This is a genomic window from Bradyrhizobium guangdongense (assembly GCF_004114975.1).
GTDB classification, from domain to species: domain Bacteria; phylum Pseudomonadota; class Alphaproteobacteria; order Rhizobiales; family Xanthobacteraceae; genus Bradyrhizobium; species Bradyrhizobium guangdongense.
Genome location: NZ_CP030052.1, coordinates 710,214 through 725,831, shown reverse-complemented (window position 1 = coordinate 725,831; position 15,618 = coordinate 710,214). Strand labels below are relative to the sequence as shown.

The 15,618-nt window shown below is 60.0% G+C and carries 14 protein-coding genes; 7 read left to right on the top strand and 7 right to left on the bottom strand.

What is annotated here, in order from left to right:
* Positions 1-140: 140 nt before the first annotated feature.
* Positions 141-1,454 (bottom strand): DUF2130 domain-containing protein, encoded by a 1,314-nt coding sequence (locus tag X265_RS39055; protein ID WP_128955173.1) that lies wholly within the window; start codon positions 1,452-1,454, stop codon positions 141-143.
* A 586-nt stretch (positions 1,455-2,040) separates the two neighbouring features.
* Here X265_RS39055 and X265_RS39045 point away from each other — a divergent pair.
* The 4 genes from X265_RS39045 to X265_RS39030 all read left to right on the top strand — a co-directional run bounded on the left by X265_RS39045 (position 2,041) and on the right by X265_RS39030 (position 5,678).
* Positions 2,041-2,709: a DUF6088 family protein gene (locus X265_RS39045; protein ID WP_128929578.1), complete on the top strand. Its 669-nt coding sequence runs from the start codon at positions 2,041-2,043 to the stop codon at positions 2,707-2,709.
* 9 nt (positions 2,710-2,718) lie between these two features.
* Positions 2,719-3,750 (top strand): nucleotidyl transferase AbiEii/AbiGii toxin family protein, encoded by a 1,032-nt coding sequence (locus X265_RS39040; protein ID WP_232995576.1) that lies wholly within the window; start codon positions 2,719-2,721, stop codon positions 3,748-3,750.
* 294 nt (positions 3,751-4,044) lie between these two features.
* On the top strand, positions 4,045-4,251 hold the full coding sequence (locus X265_RS39035; protein ID WP_050631493.1) for a hypothetical protein: 207 nt from the start codon (positions 4,045-4,047) through the stop codon (positions 4,249-4,251).
* Between the two features lie 245 nt (positions 4,252-4,496).
* Entirely contained in the window at positions 4,497-5,678 is a 1,182-nt protein-coding gene (locus tag X265_RS39030; RefSeq protein ID WP_128929577.1) for a radical SAM/SPASM domain-containing protein, read from the top strand.
* Here the strand turns inward: X265_RS39030 and X265_RS39025 are convergent.
* Genes X265_RS39025 through X265_RS39015 form a run of 3 tightly spaced genes read right to left on the bottom strand, consistent with a single transcriptional unit; the run spans position 5,653 to position 8,848 of the window.
* Complete coding sequence (locus tag X265_RS39025; RefSeq protein WP_128958738.1) at positions 5,653-7,371, bottom strand: hypothetical protein; 1,719 nt, start codon at positions 7,369-7,371, stop codon at positions 5,653-5,655. The two genes, X265_RS39030 and X265_RS39025, sit on opposite strands and share 26 nt — an antisense overlap.
* On the bottom strand, positions 7,368-7,799 hold the full coding sequence (locus X265_RS39020; RefSeq protein ID WP_128969537.1) for a hypothetical protein: 432 nt from the start codon (positions 7,797-7,799) through the stop codon (positions 7,368-7,370). Before X265_RS39020 ends, X265_RS39025 begins: the two co-directional genes overlap by 4 nt.
* 50 nt (positions 7,800-7,849) lie before the next feature.
* Positions 7,850-8,848: a hypothetical protein gene (locus X265_RS39015; protein ID WP_128929574.1), complete on the bottom strand. Its 999-nt coding sequence runs from the start codon at positions 8,846-8,848 to the stop codon at positions 7,850-7,852.
* Between the two features lie 157 nt (positions 8,849-9,005).
* On the opposite strand from X265_RS39015, the gene X265_RS39010 reads away from it, so the two are divergent.
* Both X265_RS39010 and X265_RS39005 read left to right on the top strand, forming a co-directional pair.
* Positions 9,006-9,587, top strand: a complete 582-nt coding sequence (locus X265_RS39010; RefSeq protein WP_128929573.1) for a hypothetical protein — start codon at positions 9,006-9,008, stop codon at positions 9,585-9,587.
* Between the two features lie 617 nt (positions 9,588-10,204).
* On the top strand, positions 10,205-11,101 hold the full coding sequence (locus X265_RS39005; RefSeq protein WP_128929572.1) for a hypothetical protein: 897 nt from the start codon (positions 10,205-10,207) through the stop codon (positions 11,099-11,101).
* Between the two features lie 28 nt (positions 11,102-11,129).
* Here the strand turns inward: X265_RS39005 and X265_RS39000 are convergent, their stop codons facing one another.
* From X265_RS39000 to X265_RS38990, 3 genes are read right to left on the bottom strand one after another with little or no spacing between them, the layout of a single operon-like run.
* Positions 11,130-11,582, bottom strand: a complete 453-nt coding sequence (locus tag X265_RS39000; protein ID WP_128929571.1) for a Mov34/MPN/PAD-1 family protein — start codon at positions 11,580-11,582, stop codon at positions 11,130-11,132.
* Entirely contained in the window at positions 11,579-13,312 is a 1,734-nt protein-coding gene (locus X265_RS38995; RefSeq protein ID WP_210347026.1) for a ThiF family adenylyltransferase, read from the bottom strand. The genes X265_RS39000 and X265_RS38995 overlap by 4 nt, the downstream gene beginning before the upstream one ends.
* Complete coding sequence (locus X265_RS38990) at positions 13,260-14,408, bottom strand: CBASS cGAMP synthase (protein ID WP_128929569.1); 1,149 nt, start codon at positions 14,406-14,408, stop codon at positions 13,260-13,262. Before X265_RS38990 ends, X265_RS38995 begins: the two co-directional genes overlap by 53 nt.
* 192 nt (positions 14,409-14,600) lie before the next feature.
* Between X265_RS38990 and X265_RS38985 the strand changes: the two genes are divergently transcribed.
* Positions 14,601-15,584, top strand: a complete 984-nt coding sequence (locus tag X265_RS38985; protein WP_164934236.1) for a CBASS cGAMP-activated phospholipase — start codon at positions 14,601-14,603, stop codon at positions 15,582-15,584.
* Positions 15,585-15,618 lie beyond the last annotated feature (34 nt).

The following is a 15,618-nucleotide window of genomic DNA, read 5'->3' as shown; positions in this document are numbered from 1 at the left end:
GGAGACGAGATCTGACGAGGAGTGCCGCTATCCTGGCTCCCTCACGCCTCCAGCTTCAGTCGATCCCGTCCGCCGGCTCGGGTGGAGGCGGCGGGAGCGAGGTATGCTCTCCGACTCGAGCTCGCCATCAGCTTCCGCCATCATCCCACCTTTCGTTCAGGAGCGGCGTGGCTCTCAAGCAGTGGCATATCCAGGCTCGGAATCTCTGGCATGGCTTTGCCGGCGATCGCCTGCAAATCGCCCACCATGCCAACGGTCGACTCCACCACGGCGAGGATCTGAGTTTCGCGCTTGGCCCATTGCCGGCCCATGAACTTGCGTTCCTTGTCCAGGTCGTCGCGCATATCGTTGAATTTCTCAACCACAGCTTCTACCCGCTGCCGAAACTTCGTGCCGGTCAGGTAGTGATAAACCTGCTCCATCTTGGTCTGCTGACCCTGCTGAACGAGGCGCGATCCGCTTACGTCGATCAGCCCCTGGCGCAGCGCCACGGCGACCGGCAATGCGCAACGCGGATGGGCCACCCATACGCCGTCGACTAGGTCAAATTGCTCGACGTGCTTCGGCAGCGCATGAGAGATGATCAGAGCGACGTCGGCGGCGGAACGACGCTGGTCGTCACGCAGTTTGGCAAGCCATCCGTCACTCCATGCCTTGGTTCGCTTGGTTTCCCAAAGGATGATGCCGGCAGGTTTGCCAATGGCGCCATTTATCTGTTGAATAACGTCCGCCCCAAGCTCACCTTTTCCAACCGGCTCAATCGAATCGGTCGGAAAACGTCCGCGCAGAAGCTCTTCGAGCTCGAGCTCGAGTACTTCCCCTTGGGATTGCTGTGATCCCTGCTCGGCCTTGCGCTTGAGCTCCTCGATCGTTCGAGACATCGACTCGATAGTCTGGTCCTTCTCTGCAACGCGTAAGCGCGCAGCCTCGTCGGCTTCCTGCCTGGCCTTGATCTGGATTTCGCTGATTGAGGCCTGCACGCGCTTCTCTATTGTCAGGTCGAGCTCGCGCTTTTCCCCCTCGAGTGCGCGCTGCTGTCGCATCAGTTCGGCTTGCTGCTTTTGGGCCTCGGCAAGCTTTGCGTTGTTGGTAAGCAGGTTGGCTCGCAGCTCCGCGGCTTCCGCTTCCTTCGCCTGCAGCTCGGCCGCGGCCGCCTCTCGCGCCTTCTTGCTTTCGGCCGCGACCAGCTGGGCACGTTCGGCGATCAATCGTTTCGCAACGTGGTCCTCGATTTGCTCGCGGTCCTTAGCGACCTGCTCGCGTTCCAGCCGCAGTGCCTCGGTCTTACGCTCCATCTCTGCATCTTTGCTGGCCAGCTGCTGTTGAAAGCGCTGACGAATTTCAGCGAGGAGGGGAGCGGCCAATGATTCCGTCAACCGGATCTCGTGATTGCAGTTGGGACAATGCAGGGTAGGTTCGTGTGAAGCGCCGGCTGCGGTTACTTTGAAACTCATGAATTCCCCCGTCATCGTAGAGCAGGATTGAACACCATCCGCGCGCGATTGCGATGTCGCCGCTCTCGATGTCCACATCCGCGTCGCCGATATCGACCTGGCCGGGGGATTTTCCACGGAAGGCATCACGACATGTCGACGTAAGGCCACGCCTCAGGGCGAGCCGTTCTATTGGGAATATATTCTAGATGAGAACAAAACAGGATCAAGCGCCAATTGGCTGCGCAGGCTGGTGGAATAACCCTGTCGTTCCATCCAGGCAGCATCGACCAGAAGCCCCTGAGGGAGAGTCCTTTCGAGCTTGTTTAGCTTTCTGTCCTTTTGCTCAGCCATACTAAGTAAATTAGCACTTTTCCAAACCAACCCGAGGGAATCCTCTATTTTACGTAATCTGACTGGGCAAAGACGCCGAAACAGCCGGAAATCTCGCGATGGCTCCTGGAAGAGGCCCATCGCGTGGTGCTTCGCTGCTCCGATATGTTCCGGCGCCGAAATTAGACGGCCGTAAGGAATATGAGTCATATTTCTTACGCGGTCTTGACTTTGTAAGATTTAAGGCGCAAATTTCTTACAAGGGAACCGTAAAATGGCTAGCACAGCGAACCAGATATACGATCGGATGAGCCATGACCCTCAGCCGAGCAAGGTATGGACCGCACGCGATTTTGCGGACACCGGCACTCGATCGGCTGTCGACGTCGCCCTCCACCGCCTCCGGAGTGACAACCGCATCAGGCGCATCGACCAAGGTCTCTACGATCTTGCTCGCACCAACCAACTGACGAAGAAGATTTCGCCACCGGACTACAAGTCGGTGATTCAGGCGGTCGCGAGACGGGACGGCGCCAAAGTACTGGTCGACGGAATAACCGCCGCCAACAACTTGGGACTTACCAACGCCGTCCCGGCGAAGGTGGTCGTGTGGACGGACGCCCGCGTGAAGCCGATCCAACTCGACCAAATGGTCATCGACTTCAAGAAAGTCGCGCCAAGTCGACTTCTGTGGGCTGACCGCCCGGCCGCGCAGTTGGTGCAAGCTCTGATTTGGCTGCGCGACGTTCTTCCTTCGGATGGCGACAAGATCGCAAAGCGCCTCAAGTCCATCCTGAACGACGGCGACGACGGGCACCGCATGCGAAAGGATTTGCAGGACCACTTGGGTGATCTCCCCGACTGGCTCGTTCCTATCGTAAAAGATATCCTCAAGTCCGACGCAACGGCGCCAGATCCGCTCCCGCCGATCCGCGGCCAATGAGATGCGATCATGACCGACCTGCCGCAGATCATTCGAGCAAGCGCTGAAGACCGGCGGGGACTGTTCCAACAAACCGGACAGCGTCTCTCGTGCCCCCCGGAGAACATCGAAAAGGACTTTTGGGTCTGTTGGATCCTCGACGCGCTCTACAACAAGGCGGGCATCGAGCAGCGTCTGCTTTTCAAGGGCGGCACGTCACTCTCGAAGGCCTTCGATCTGATCCAGCGGTTCTCGGAAGACATCGACATCACCGTATTCCGCGACGACCTGCCCGGCGAAAACTTCCCGTCAGATGACGATCTCCGCGCGATGGGATCGAACGAACGCAAGCGAAAGCTTGACGAAATAAAGGAGCGGTGCAGCAGTTTCATTAACGGCGAATTCCAGAACGCGCTGACGAACTTCGCCGCTGGTGAGCTCGAAGGACTGACGTTCAAGATCGAGCCCGATCCGGACGACCCCGACGCTCAATCCCTGCTCTTCCACTATCCAAGCGCATTCGCGGATTCCGACGAGCGGTACGTCCGACGCGTCGTGAAGATCGAATCCGGCGCTAAGTCGGCGCTCGATCCGCATGAGACGAAAACGATCAGTCCATATTCTGCCACCGACACCGACGGCCTGGACCTCACCGTGCCAAACGTGCTGACGATCAAGCCCGAGAGGACGTTCTGGGACAAGATCATCATCCTACACGGACAGCGACACTGGTTCCAGAACAGAGGGGAGCTCTACAAGGACGGGCAGCGATTGTCGCGCCATTACTACGACATATTCCGGCTTCTGACCTCCGAACACGGCGAAGCCGCACTTAAAGATCTGGAGCTCGCGGAAAGCTGCGTTCGCCATGCCCGCCTCTACTTCAACCGGAAGCCTCTCGATCTCGACCAGGCGACTCCCGGAACGTTCGGTATCGTACCGGTCGACGGCATGCTCGAACCTTTGAAGGCGGACTACCAGAAGATGGCCGGCATGATCTTCGGAGGATCCCTTCTTTCGAGGATATCCTCGGCAAGATTAAAGCAGCCGAAGCGACCTTGAACGCCACCTGACCAAAGTCTCAATCGGTCCTCCACCGGCTACAACCCTGCCGATGGACTTGCCGACGTGCCTGCCGTCGGCGGCCGTCGCGAAGTCGGGTACCCACATCATCGGCGAAACCCGGTGGAGCGATTGAAAACGAGTTCGCTGGACGCTTAGCCTCGATACGGCTTCGATGCCAGGCGCACGCCGCCGTCAGGGATTCCTAAGTTCGGACGGGCAAAAGGCTGCACTTGACGATTGCGAAGAATGTGCGACCATAGGTTGTTCACGGAAACGGGGCGGGAGGAAGCCATGGCGCGAAAGCCGACCAAGAAGCCGAAGGTGAGCTTGATCGTCTCCGACGACAAGGACGTAAAGTTGAAGGTCCGACCCGGCAAGCTGCACGTCGTTCAGGTCGAAACTATCACTCCGGATCTGAAGAAGGCCGGTCGCGTCGGTGCTCGGCTTTGCGGGTACGGCACGAATATCTGCCTCGCCATCGTCGATATCGACAAGTGACTGCAGCGCGGCATCGTCTGCGATCATCGCGCTACAACTTCTGCGTCCCGCTAGGCGACGACAACGTCCTGTACAACGCGGGTACGGGCGCTTCGGTTCGGCTGTCGGGCCAGGACGCGCGCGAGCTTGCGCAGCTGCTTTGCGGTCCTCCGCGGAGGGTCGCCGCCAAGACGATCCCGCGTACGCTCCTCGCCACACTACGGCGAGGGGGCTTTCTCGTCGACCACGAATTCGACGAGCTAGACATGATCCGCGAGCGCTATTGGCATGCGCGTGGACGGACGCCTATGGTCATCACCCTCACGACGACGCAGGACTGCAACCTGGGTTGCTACTACTGCTACGAAGAGAGATCCCGCGATGCTCTCGCAGAAGGCGATGTTCCGGCGATAGTCGATTGGACCCGACAGCGCCTTGTCGCGTCGGGTAAGGACAGCCTTCACGTCGACTGGTACGGCGGAGAGCCGCTCCTCAACGTCGATTTCATCGATGCAGCGTCCGCTGCGCTTCAATCGTTATGCAAGGAGATCGGGGTAAGTTACTCCGCTTCCGTAATTTCGAACGGGACATGCTGGCCGGACGACATCGCCGGCTTCGTGAGGCGACACCGCCTCCGGCAGGTGCAGATTTCCTTTGACGGCCTCAAACCGAACCACGACAAGAGACGCCGATATAGAAGGGGCAGGGCGCCCGATCCGTCTGTCTCCTCGTTCGATCAGGCGACCGCGGTGGTCGACGGATTGCTCGAGGTGGTACGCGTCGACGTAAGGTTCAATGCCGATCACGGAAACCAATGCGATTTGGACGGCTTCATCGCCTTCTGCAAGGACCGCGGCTGGTTCGACAGAGCGTTTCCGTGCGTTTTTCAACTCGCACGGATATCCGACTTTTCCGAGCGCGCCGGATTTCTTAGCCGCACGAAGCTTTCTGAGGAAGAGTTTGAGAGACTTCGCGAACGGTCCCGGCAGATGGTCCCCGACGAAGCAACTCTCGACGAAACCACAACCCGCTCGCTCTATCCTTTGCCAAGGACCTCCGTTTGTGCAGCGCTGGCCAACGATTCGATCGTGATCGGAGCGGACGGCAATCACTATCGGTGCGGGCTTCAAGTGGGCGAGAAGGACCGCCCCGTCGCCATCCGCCGTGCCGGAGGCGACATGGTGCCCGGCCGCGATGCGGCCTGGTGGACCGGCTTCGACCCAACGCGGCAGCCCAATTGCAGCCGCTGCTCGTTCCTTCCGGTCTGTTGGGGCGGCTGTCCGAAGAAGCACTTGGAAGGCGACTCGCATTCCTTGCACGAGCAGAGCTTGTACTGGCGCAAAGCTTTGCCGCAGAAGATCGCCTGGCAATTCGGAGTGGCCCTCCAGGAAAGCGAATTCACATTCGCCGAGTCCGACCAGTTTAGGCCGGCTTCTCTCGACCCTTGATGTCCACCTGGTTCGGTACCGACAGCTGGACCTCGAATGGATGTCGAGTCCAAAGCTTTGGCAGAGACAAATGGTCCCTCCCGCAACTGCATCGCGTCGACAGCCGCAGAGCAGAAGTGCGCCTGCGACCGCAGTCCAGACATCGACAAACTAATGCAAACAATATTGCATAAGCGAAGATCAGAGGCGCGCAGAATGCCAGCACGCCGATAGCGAACTGAAGGCTCGATAGGCTTGCGATGGTGAACGCTCCGACCACCAGAATGGCGGCAACCGCGTCACCTATAGCGCTCCATTTGCCCGGCCTTGTTTCGCCGGTTGCGGCGATGCGGACGCCGTTCAGGAAGGCGAGCAGGCCGAGGATGGCGGCCGTCATGAGCGCGATGCGAGCACCCCCGATCAGCGTTCCGCTCCAAATCCGATCGGCGATCTGGTCGAGCGAAAATTCATGACGCCAGCCGTATAGGACTTCCAGCACGATGCGCGGGATCTGTGTGGCTAGACCCGCGACCAGAGCGTAGATCGGAACGAACAGGGCGTACCGACGTGGGTCCAAAAGCAGACCCAAACCCAACCTTGCAAGATCAGCGCGCAGAACGGCATACAGGAAGAGGCCGGAGGCGACAGTCAGGCCGAAATTCCAAGCCTCTCTCGCCACGCCGAAAAAGTCGCGCCAGCCCGCCGTCAGCAACAATGTCAACGGCTGCAAGCCCGACATGACCAACGGATACAGGATCACCGAAATCAGGATCAGGTCACGATTTCTGATCACGCGGGTTCGTGCGGCCGGATCAGGATGCAGATTGAAGAAATCTTTGAAGGCGTCGAACGGCCGGAACGCCGGCGGCTGCTGGGCGGCGAAGACGTCGGCCAAGGCGTCCGTTCCGGCAAGTTGGGAGCCGCGGAAATCGTGGATGTGCTCGCGGCGAACGACGAAGAAGTATGAATAGACGAAAACGATCGCGCTCGAGAGGATCAGAACCGCGAACTGGGAGGACAGGCCGGCAAAGATAGCGCCATCGAAGACCGGAATGAAGCCTCCGAAAGGGGGATGGCTGCCGATGCCTCTGCGATCGATGAAACCGAGCACCAGGCAGAATATCGCGACCGCCCAGCCGAGCGTTCGAAAATGCAGGAGGATGCCGCGTCTTGCCCAAATTTCAAGCCAGGTTTCGCCAAGTTCGAGGTGCGATACTTCATGCCCAATCATGGCTTCGAAGGCACGTGGTTGATCGCGTTGTCTAGCACGCTGATTGAGACCGACGACGACCGCATCGCCGGACGGCGTCACGCGTTCTCTGGCTTCCAACGCGTCACCGTTCTTCGGAGTGTACAGGAGGCGAGGCTGCGAACGCAGGGTCGAACGTGCCGCGATCTGCTCCAGCGTTGATCGGATGGGATCGAAGGACGGGTTCACGGCAAGTCGTTCTAGTTTCGACGCGGCATTCGTTCCGTTTCGCCATCGGTACAGCGATGCAGCTGCGATGACGATCGCGCCAAGCACGGTCAGGCCGATCATCGAAAGCACGACGTTCTGATGGATGACGTCGCCCATGTACCGTATCGGGTAGCCCTCCCATAATTTTGCGAGAAAAAGATACTGCAGACAAACCGAGATGATGATCGCCGCCGCGGCGGGGCCGTCGGAAATGCCGAGGCGGCGCAGCAAACTCCTGGGATGGGTCCCCTTCATTTCTTCGGGCCAACCTTGGCAAACAGCTTGGCGAAACCGGCCTCGAGTTTAGCCTTCTCGGCCGCGGAGAAGCGGCTCTTATTGATCGCCGACGACACTTCCTTGCGAAGCTTCTCCACGTCGTCCTTCCTGGCACGACGATCCAGCACCCGATCGAGCAGGGACCCTATGGCCGTCTTTACTCTGTCCTTCACGACGTCCTTGGCGACGTCCCCGAAGAACGCCAGAAGAAACGGAGCGACCATGGCGGCGAAAGTCGCGACTTCGGCCCCGCCGATGAAGCGGCCCTCATCCTGTGCGTCCGCGCGATGCCATTCTTCCACCAGCGCATCGAAGCCGTCTTCCACGACGAACGTGTCGTCAGGCTCGACCTCGGCGACGATAGCAAGGGCCCATTTCTTGAGGTTTTCACTATTCACTTCCGTCATGATCTCTCTCCAAGGAAAGGCAGTGCAGGTGCCGCCATCGACATGGTCCGTCAGCAATTGTTGCCGGAATGCTGCGGCGCGGCAATGCACAGCCGAGCAATAGGTCTGTCGGCCAGAGGATCGTTGAGAACAAGGCCGGGTGGGCGGCCCCATTCGACCTGCTGAAGGAAGGGCAGGTTCACCTCCGCCTTGGAGTTGCAGGCTTTGAGGGGAGCCACTAAGGCCGAGTTCGAGTGGCTCCAGCCGGCGAAGTCGACCGAAAAGCAATATTCTCGTGGCATCTGCTCCGTACTGTCGTCGATTGTAGCCAAAAGAGTATTTATCGACCGGCTTCCCTGCGGAGTGATCAGCTTCCCACCGACCATCAGCCTGTATTTGATTCCAACGAGGATATCCGCGATGTCCGAATGTACGGTTTGTCCACTCCATTCGATGACCGTGCGTACCCGGTTCTTACCGCGATAATTCCGGTTGCTCGCGACGTCGTGGAGATCGTCGGCACTGAAAGTCACGCTCCGGACGTCCGCCAATACCGCCTTCTTGCTCGTTCTCGCATTCGTGTCGACGTTCTCTAGGAAAACGCTGACGCTTTCGGTCAGCCCCTTCGCATCCCATTCGACCTTCACCAGATCGAGAACGGTCAGCGCGAGGTCGGCGTTCGCACGTGCGGCAACGGGCGGTCTGGCCACGATTGACAGGGGCTCAGGCCTTGCGATGAGCCAAATGCCGAGGCCGACGAGTGCGGCGCAGACTAGAAGCACTATCAAGGTCAAGACGTTATGGAGAATGACGATGAGGCGGATCAGTTTCACGTCCTGATCGTTCACCACACTGCGGACGGCCGTGTCCCGTTCGATCAATTGACCGATGCGCGTCGGCGTGAGCGATGCGTAATCCTTGATGTCGACATTTGGAGCGGCGCGCAGCTTATCGACGACGCCCTTCATGAGGTCACCGCCGATGCGGTACTGGCCGGCCCAGAGATAGACGAAGAAGCCCACGATGCCGAGAACGGCTGGCAATCCCTTCAGAAAAACGAATGCATCCACGTCGATTGTCTCCGCACGGTAGAATTTTGCTCAATTTTCGCTTGCAGGACAAGTCCGGCGCAATCTAAGTGAATCCATGGTCGCGCGGGAGGAAAGGCTGCGACATTCGTGCATGGTATTAGATTTTAACGGAGATTTGTGAGGGGCGTGGGGACAGATGAGCGTTCACAAGATTCGCTATGTAGTCCGGCCGCCCAGCGCCTGCCCAAAGGAGTTGCTTTCCGGCATAAGTCCCGGCGGCCAATGCGAGGTGGATACCGATTTCGTGGCCGCATGTGCCATCGGAGAGCTCCTTCAGACCGGTGGCGGATCGAGCAGGCCATTGGCCCTGCTGTTCGAAGAGCTCCTCGTCCCCGGCGGAGACGGACTCATTTGGAAGGGCAAGGGGCCTGGCCGCGGCAAGGAGATGCGGCGCGCGTTTTCGGGGTTGTTCGGGCGATTTTTCGCCCGGGCTTACCTCGCCCGATACCACGGTTTCGATTGGTTCACACCGATCGACGGAGATCCAACGAACGTCTCGAAGCGTCTGCGTGTCACCAGACTAGCCGGAAAGGGGACCGAGCTTCCGGATTGGATCTGCGGCTCCGGATCGGGTCGAGTTGCGGTCGCCGAGGCAAAGGGTACCAGTCAGGCATCGAACGGCACCGGCACCGGGTTGCCTGGTCCTATAAAAACTGCCGACGGCCAACTCAAGGGAGTCGTGGTCGAGAGATTGCGGAACGTGGCCGGGAAGGAATAGCTGGACCGCGGTTCGCGCAAAGGGCTGGGCGGTCATGTCGCGTTGGGGGGTCGAAATCCCACCACGAGGTGCTTTCCTCTACGTGCTGGATCCGGACACGCACGGCGAACCCCCGTCGGCCCACGAACGGGACGATATAGTTCAGGACATTGCCCGGGCTCATGTCGGCTACCTTCTGGCCGGCATGGGGTTCAGCGAGATGGCATCGCAGCTCTTGGCGGAGCACGTTGCCGGCGGCAACAGGCCTCTGGAGGGAGCGTTCCTCGGGTCTGACGGTGAGGACTCCGCCACCTATCTAGGCGTACCCGTTGGGCCGCTTGGCGTGCTGCCGTTTCCCCTCGGTCAAGCTCAGACCCTCGCCCAAGCGATGCCGAACTCGATCCGGTTCGTAGGGGTCGATGCGGATGTCATCCGGAGAGCTCTCGCAGGCCAACGCCTCGACGCGAGGGCGCGCCGCAGCGACGGACCGGTTCAGATCGGCGGAGACGGTCTGCTCTATGCTCCGATAGATCGCGTTGCGCCGCGTTCCTTGGCGATCTGACGGAAGGACGATCCCTCTCGTTCGATAGATAGGGCAGGTTCCGACACTTGGAGCTCGAAGACAACCGAGGACTGAAATGCCCCAGCCAGAATGGGAGCGATACAAGATTGCCGACAAGTACGCCGAACTCACTACCGTGCGGCATATCGTGCACCTGCCTGTCGCCCGCCGGATCATCGAGGACGGACGGATAAAGTCCGGGCTTGTCTTCGACAAGAGCCGGCTCAACAAATCACGCATCAGCGTCACCTGGCTGTCGGCCAATAATTGGTCGCTGGGGTCACTCTATGGGACCGTCGAATTTCAGTTCGATTGGGAGAAACTCGTCAAACACAAGAAGATCTACTGGGTCGAGGCGATGCCGAACTACCACCCGCCGGCCTTCCGTTTTCTCATGGCGTTCGAGGATATCGCTTCGCCGTTGGTGACGAAGTACGATCCGGAGAAGGATGACGGCCCATTGAGGCGTGTCGACGGGAAGTGGCGGTGGCATCCGGATTTCTGTTCAGAGTTTATGGTTGCGGATGATTTTCCGTTGTCGGACATCTCGGGATTGGACTTCGTCCGGCATCACCAGAATTACTGTCGAACCAAGCCGGATTGCTTCGAGAAAATCGCAGACCCCTCGCCTCAGACGACGTCAGGCAAGCTTTTGTCCTACGTTCTGGCGCATGGAGTCCACGCCTTGGACAAACACATGCAACCGGATGGCAGCGGAAGGAATCGGCTCCTCGACATGGCCAGCGCCTGGTTGTCGATCGGTTTCAATCAGGTGGAATATGCTGGATCGGTCGCCTCGAACGAGGATTGCGATTCCGTCATGAAGGGCGCATTGGCGCTCTTCGCAGTCGATAAAATGGATGACGGCAAGAGGCTTTTGAAGCTGATCGCAGGAAGCGCGCAATCTGTTTCCGCACTCACTAGGCTGATCCGAATTCATTTCGGCTCGCCTACCTGGGACTTCGGCTTGTGATTTGCGGGAGATCAGCGCTTGCGCCGGCTCAACCGATCTTGCCCATGGCGACGAGGTGCCCGTCGGAGCCGATCTCACAGTACGTCGCGGCTGTACCGACTATGATGAATACCAAAGGGTCGGACTTGTGCCTTCGCAACTGCTTGCGCCACGACCGCCGGTCGACCCAGGACGGCGTTGGATGCCGCTCGGGATGGGTGTGCCACTCGCCCACGAAGTTCACGGCCCCTCCACTTTCGAACCACTCTCTGCTCGCGATTTCCTGATGGCCCTTGTCCTGCCGCACGAATCCGAAGCGGGTGCGGCGGTCTTCCGGCATCGGAGTCGTGCACTTCAATACTTCGACGTGCGGGCCTCGGTAGCGTCCCAAAAGTATGCCGCCGGCCTCGCGATCCGACTCCGGCGGAGCCGCGAAGCGCGCGAGCTCTTGCGCGACGGCGTCGGCGAGGGTCACCAGACGGCCCTTCGCGAGAAAGATCATGCGCTTCCGCCGCAGGCGGGACACTTGACGACCCGCTTGGGATTGCCGTCCTTCACCTCGTTGGCGGTCCGATGATCCATCGTGAGAGACCGCCAGCGATGACGCTCGCCGTTGTTCGCCCAATCGAGAACCATGTCGCACGCGAGGCCGGCCGCGCTAGCCGCCCGCGACACGGGGAAGGGGATGTAGTGGGCGTCTCCGCACGCGAGATTCCGGGCGGTCTCGATTTCCACTCCCTCGCGTAGCAGCCGGAATCTCTTCTCGCCTGCGAGCTCAACCTTCAGACACTTGAAGCAGGCGAGATCGGGATCGTGCGACATGAAGCCGACGGCGGCGGCACCGTTTCCTTCGAGCCAAGTATAGAGGATCGGCGGGAAGTCAGGACGCTTTCTTACGGCGTAGTCGTTCAGCGCGATCGACAGCGCTTCTTCGCCTGTGGCATCGATGCACAGGTCGTACCGCTGCAGGATTGCCAGCTGCTTCATGATCGAATCGCAGCTGAACCCGATGTCCAGGTGCGGCAGCTGCTGGCCCAGAAAATCGGCGCAGGCTTCGGCCTTGTTCCACGTGAGATACGGCGCGCCGAGGAGGTGCCGGCCGAGATTCGCGCCCTGGAGTTCGTCGTCGTCGACGAGCATCAATCTTCCGCCGCCGGCGCCGGCACCGCTTTGAGCCAGGTGCTGCGCAAGAAATCCGCCGACCGTTCCGCATCCGATCAGCAGGATGCGCTTTCCTGCGAGGTTCTTCATGTGACCGAGATTCCTCGAAAAGACATAGCCTTCATCGGCGGGGACTCCCACATAGCCCGAAATTTCGACAGCGGCCGGTATCCGATCGAGCGTTCGCGCGATGCTGGCTCGCCTGTTCTTCAGGAATTCCGGCGTCCGATAGGGTTTGGCGATCTCCGCCGATACGAAGAACCTTCCGTTCGGCGCGGACAGGCAGATCCATTGGATGTGGAGATCTTTCGTCCTGGCGAACGCCGCTTCGATCGATCCGAGCGCATTGGGGGCCATTTTCTTCAGCCAGCCGTTGAGCTGCGCCAGATCCTTGGGCGGCCACGGCAGCTTCGGATCGAACGAAAGCGGCGGCACCAGAATTATCGGGCAAAGGATACCTGGACCAGGATCCTTCACGGTGTTCCTCCGGTGCAGCTTCGCGAAACTTGTTTTGTCGTGGGAGACGACGATGGTTTTGTGCTCCGGATCGCGGTCCAGCCTGAGGATGTGGACCTTCGCGTCGCCTTCGAAAGAAGGGGGCAGATCGACCAAGACCTCGCCGTCCGACCAGTAGCCGCCGAACTCCTCGGCGAGGTCGTCGACCAGGCGGCCCCTTACGGCGTCACGCAGCACCTGGTCCGCACGCTCGAGGCACTGGATGATGGTCTCGGCGGGCTTGTAGCGGTCGAGCACGACGCTCTTGCGGTCGAGATAGCAGAACGTGCCGTCCGAGCGGAGCACATGCGGGACCTGCCCCTTCGATCCCGCTTCCGGGTCGGTCAGGCAAATGACCGGAGGCCTGATGAAGTCGAGGTCGTCGACGGATACGACCGCCGGGACCTTGAGTCCGGTCTCGTCGAGAAGGCCGATGTAGTGAAGGCCACGACGCGAAAAGTCGCGCCGGAAGTTGCGCTGACTGAAGGCGTCGTGAATGCGCCGGACAGAATCGTCGTCCCGCTCAGGCACTGGTCGATTTGCCGACCGTGGGGGCGGCGGCGATCCTCGGAGCATGCGAGCGTATCTCGGCATGCGCGGCCTTGGTGACGTCGACGAGATCGATCTGATCCGGAATGCGGTCACCGAACAATGCGGTCAGCCTTTCAATGGCTTCTTCGGGATCGAAGCACTTCTCGACGATCTCTGTGAGCTCCGCATCGAACTTCTTGGCCATGTCGATCGCGATACGGCGGCTGGCCGCACTCAGTCTGCCGTCGACGCGCTCGTCGCGGTCGGTGGGATTGTAGACCGGGCCTTCCAGCAGGCGCGGAAGACGTTCGGCGATCCGCAGCAGCGCCAGGTCGTCACGGCCGGGAACGTTCGGACGGCCGAGGTCCTCGCACGCTTCGAAGGCGCACACCATCAGAAGGATCGACGATACGTCGTCGAGATGGGGGCGGTGGTGGTCGCGCCAGGCCTTCAGGTACCGGCAGACGCGGCGAAGCACCGGACCATAGATCTTGATGGCCTCGACGAACCAGTCCCGGATCTTGCGCGGATCCGACGAGATCCAGTCGTGCTCGCGATGGGCGAGCAGGACGCAGTCCGACGGCAGCGCGTCCCAACGATCATCGCTGTCGACGCGCGCATCGCGGGCCATAGCGTCGAACGACTTCATCTGCTTCTCGAGCTTCTCGAATTCCGCATCTGGAATCGCGTACAGCGGCACGTCGATGTGCGAGTTCGACGAGATCACCAGCCGCGAGCAGGTCGGCTTCTTCCCGAACTGCCAGCCTTCTTCCTTCGCGAGCTTCTCGAGCGCGGCGTCAACCACCTTGAAGAAGGCGGTAGCGGCGACGGAAGGCCGCTGTACGCCCTGGATAAACGTCATCGGGAGGTAGGCGCCGTCGTCGAGGTCCATCTGCTGCGGCGGGGTCCAGCACGGATCGTTGATGGTCCGATATGCGAAGCTGCCCTGCGTGAAAAACCGGGGATGGACTGTCACGCCGAGCTCCTGCTTGGTCAAAGCCGCGAACGTCTTGCGCAGGCAATCTCGAACCTTCTCGCGCGCTTCCATGAGGCACGCGCGGTCGGTATCGGCGATGTTCAGGTTCTTCAGGAAACACGCCGCGTCGCCAGACGCGTGCAGCACTTTCGAGACGTTGGCCATGGCCGATCTCCATCTGGAAAAGCGAGGGAGATCTAGACGGTGGACAATGCCCTCCAGTCGCACAACCGCGCGAATCAGACTCTATCTTGAGAGTCCACTAGATTGTAGAACAGAAAATGAACATTTCATACGGGATTCCCGAGCCTCGGTGGATCTCCGATGCCACAGCGTGCTCCGAAACTAGAGATTGCAATGACTTTTCAGATACTTGCTCTCAGCGGCGGTGGCTTTCGAGGCCTGTTCACAAGTTCGGTCCTGGCGCGCCTGGAGGAGCAGGCAAAGCGCCCCCTTCACGAATGCTTTGACCTGATCTCGGGGACATCGGCAGGCGGCATTATCGCCCTCGGTCTGGCGATGGGAAAGAAGGCCGAGACGATTCAGGAGATGTTTCTCAAGCACGGGGAAGAGATATTCCCCCGCGGGGAGACGCCGAAAAGCCGGCTGGCGCAAATGCAGGCCCGGTGGTTCGAGTGGCGACATCCCAAGTACGACGGTACGGTGCTCCGGAGCAAGATCGAGGGCGTGCTCGGCGCCGACGCCAAGCTCGGCGACGCGAAGACGCGCGTGCTTGTTCCGACGGTCAACATGACCAAGGGAAGCGTCCAGATGTTCAAGACCGCGCATAATCCGAGGTTCATGACCGATTACAAGGTGAAGGCCGCGGACATCGCCATGGCGACGGCGGCCGCGCCGCTGTACTTCCCGATGGCCGAGATCGGGAACAGCTATTTCATTGACGGCGGCGTGGTCGCGAACGCACCTGACCTTTGTGCGCTGCACGAAGCTGTCCAGTTCCTGGATCAAAAGATCGAGGACGTATCGGTGATGAGCATTGGCACGACCACCAGCAAATTCTCGCTGCCGACGTCGGCGGGACGCAATTTCGGCCAAAGGGACTGGCTCGAGAACAACCGGCTTCCATCGACCATCATTTCCTCGCAGCAACAGCTGGTCGATTTCATGCTCAAGCATCAGCTCGGCGATCGCTACATCAGGTTCGACGAGCAGCCCTCCGCCGAGCAGATTTCCGATCTCGGGATGGACCTCGCGACCGAGAGCCGGCGGAAGACCCTGCTAGGGATGGCGGACGGTTGCTATCAAGCGCTGTGCAACGATAGGCGCGTCATCGATATGTTGGCACATCGGCCTACCAAGCCGACGTTCTATCACGTGTGAACTACGCAAGAGGGATCCAACGCGTAACATCGGC

Coding starts and splice junctions, on each gene's coding strand:
- X265_RS39055 (WP_128955173.1), bottom strand. CDS start 1,454: ATGAGTTTCAAAGTAACCGCAGCCGGCGCTTCACACGAACCTACCCTG.
- X265_RS39045 (WP_128929578.1), top strand. CDS start 2,041: ATGGCTAGCACAGCGAACCAGATATACGATCGGATGAGCCATGACCCT.
- X265_RS39040 (WP_232995576.1), top strand. CDS start 2,719: ATGACCGACCTGCCGCAGATCATTCGAGCAAGCGCTGAAGACCGGCGG.
- X265_RS39035 (WP_050631493.1), top strand. CDS start 4,045: ATGGCGCGAAAGCCGACCAAGAAGCCGAAGGTGAGCTTGATCGTCTCC.
- X265_RS39030 (WP_128929577.1), top strand. CDS start 4,497: ATGATCCGCGAGCGCTATTGGCATGCGCGTGGACGGACGCCTATGGTC.
- X265_RS39025 (WP_128958738.1), bottom strand. CDS start 7,371: ATGAAGGGGACCCATCCCAGGAGTTTGCTGCGCCGCCTCGGCATTTCC.
- X265_RS39020 (WP_128969537.1), bottom strand. CDS start 7,799: ATGACGGAAGTGAATAGTGAAAACCTCAAGAAATGGGCCCTTGCTATC.
- X265_RS39010 (WP_128929573.1), top strand. CDS start 9,006: ATGAGCGTTCACAAGATTCGCTATGTAGTCCGGCCGCCCAGCGCCTGC.
- X265_RS39005 (WP_128929572.1), top strand. CDS start 10,205: ATGCCCCAGCCAGAATGGGAGCGATACAAGATTGCCGACAAGTACGCC.
- X265_RS39000 (WP_128929571.1), bottom strand. CDS start 11,582: ATGATCTTTCTCGCGAAGGGCCGTCTGGTGACCCTCGCCGACGCCGTC.
- X265_RS38995 (WP_210347026.1), bottom strand. CDS start 13,312: ATGCTCCGAGGATCGCCGCCGCCCCCACGGTCGGCAAATCGACCAGTG.
- X265_RS38990 (WP_128929569.1), bottom strand. CDS start 14,408: ATGGCCAACGTCTCGAAAGTGCTGCACGCGTCTGGCGACGCGGCGTGT.
- X265_RS38985 (WP_164934236.1), top strand. CDS start 14,601: ATGACTTTTCAGATACTTGCTCTCAGCGGCGGTGGCTTTCGAGGCCTG.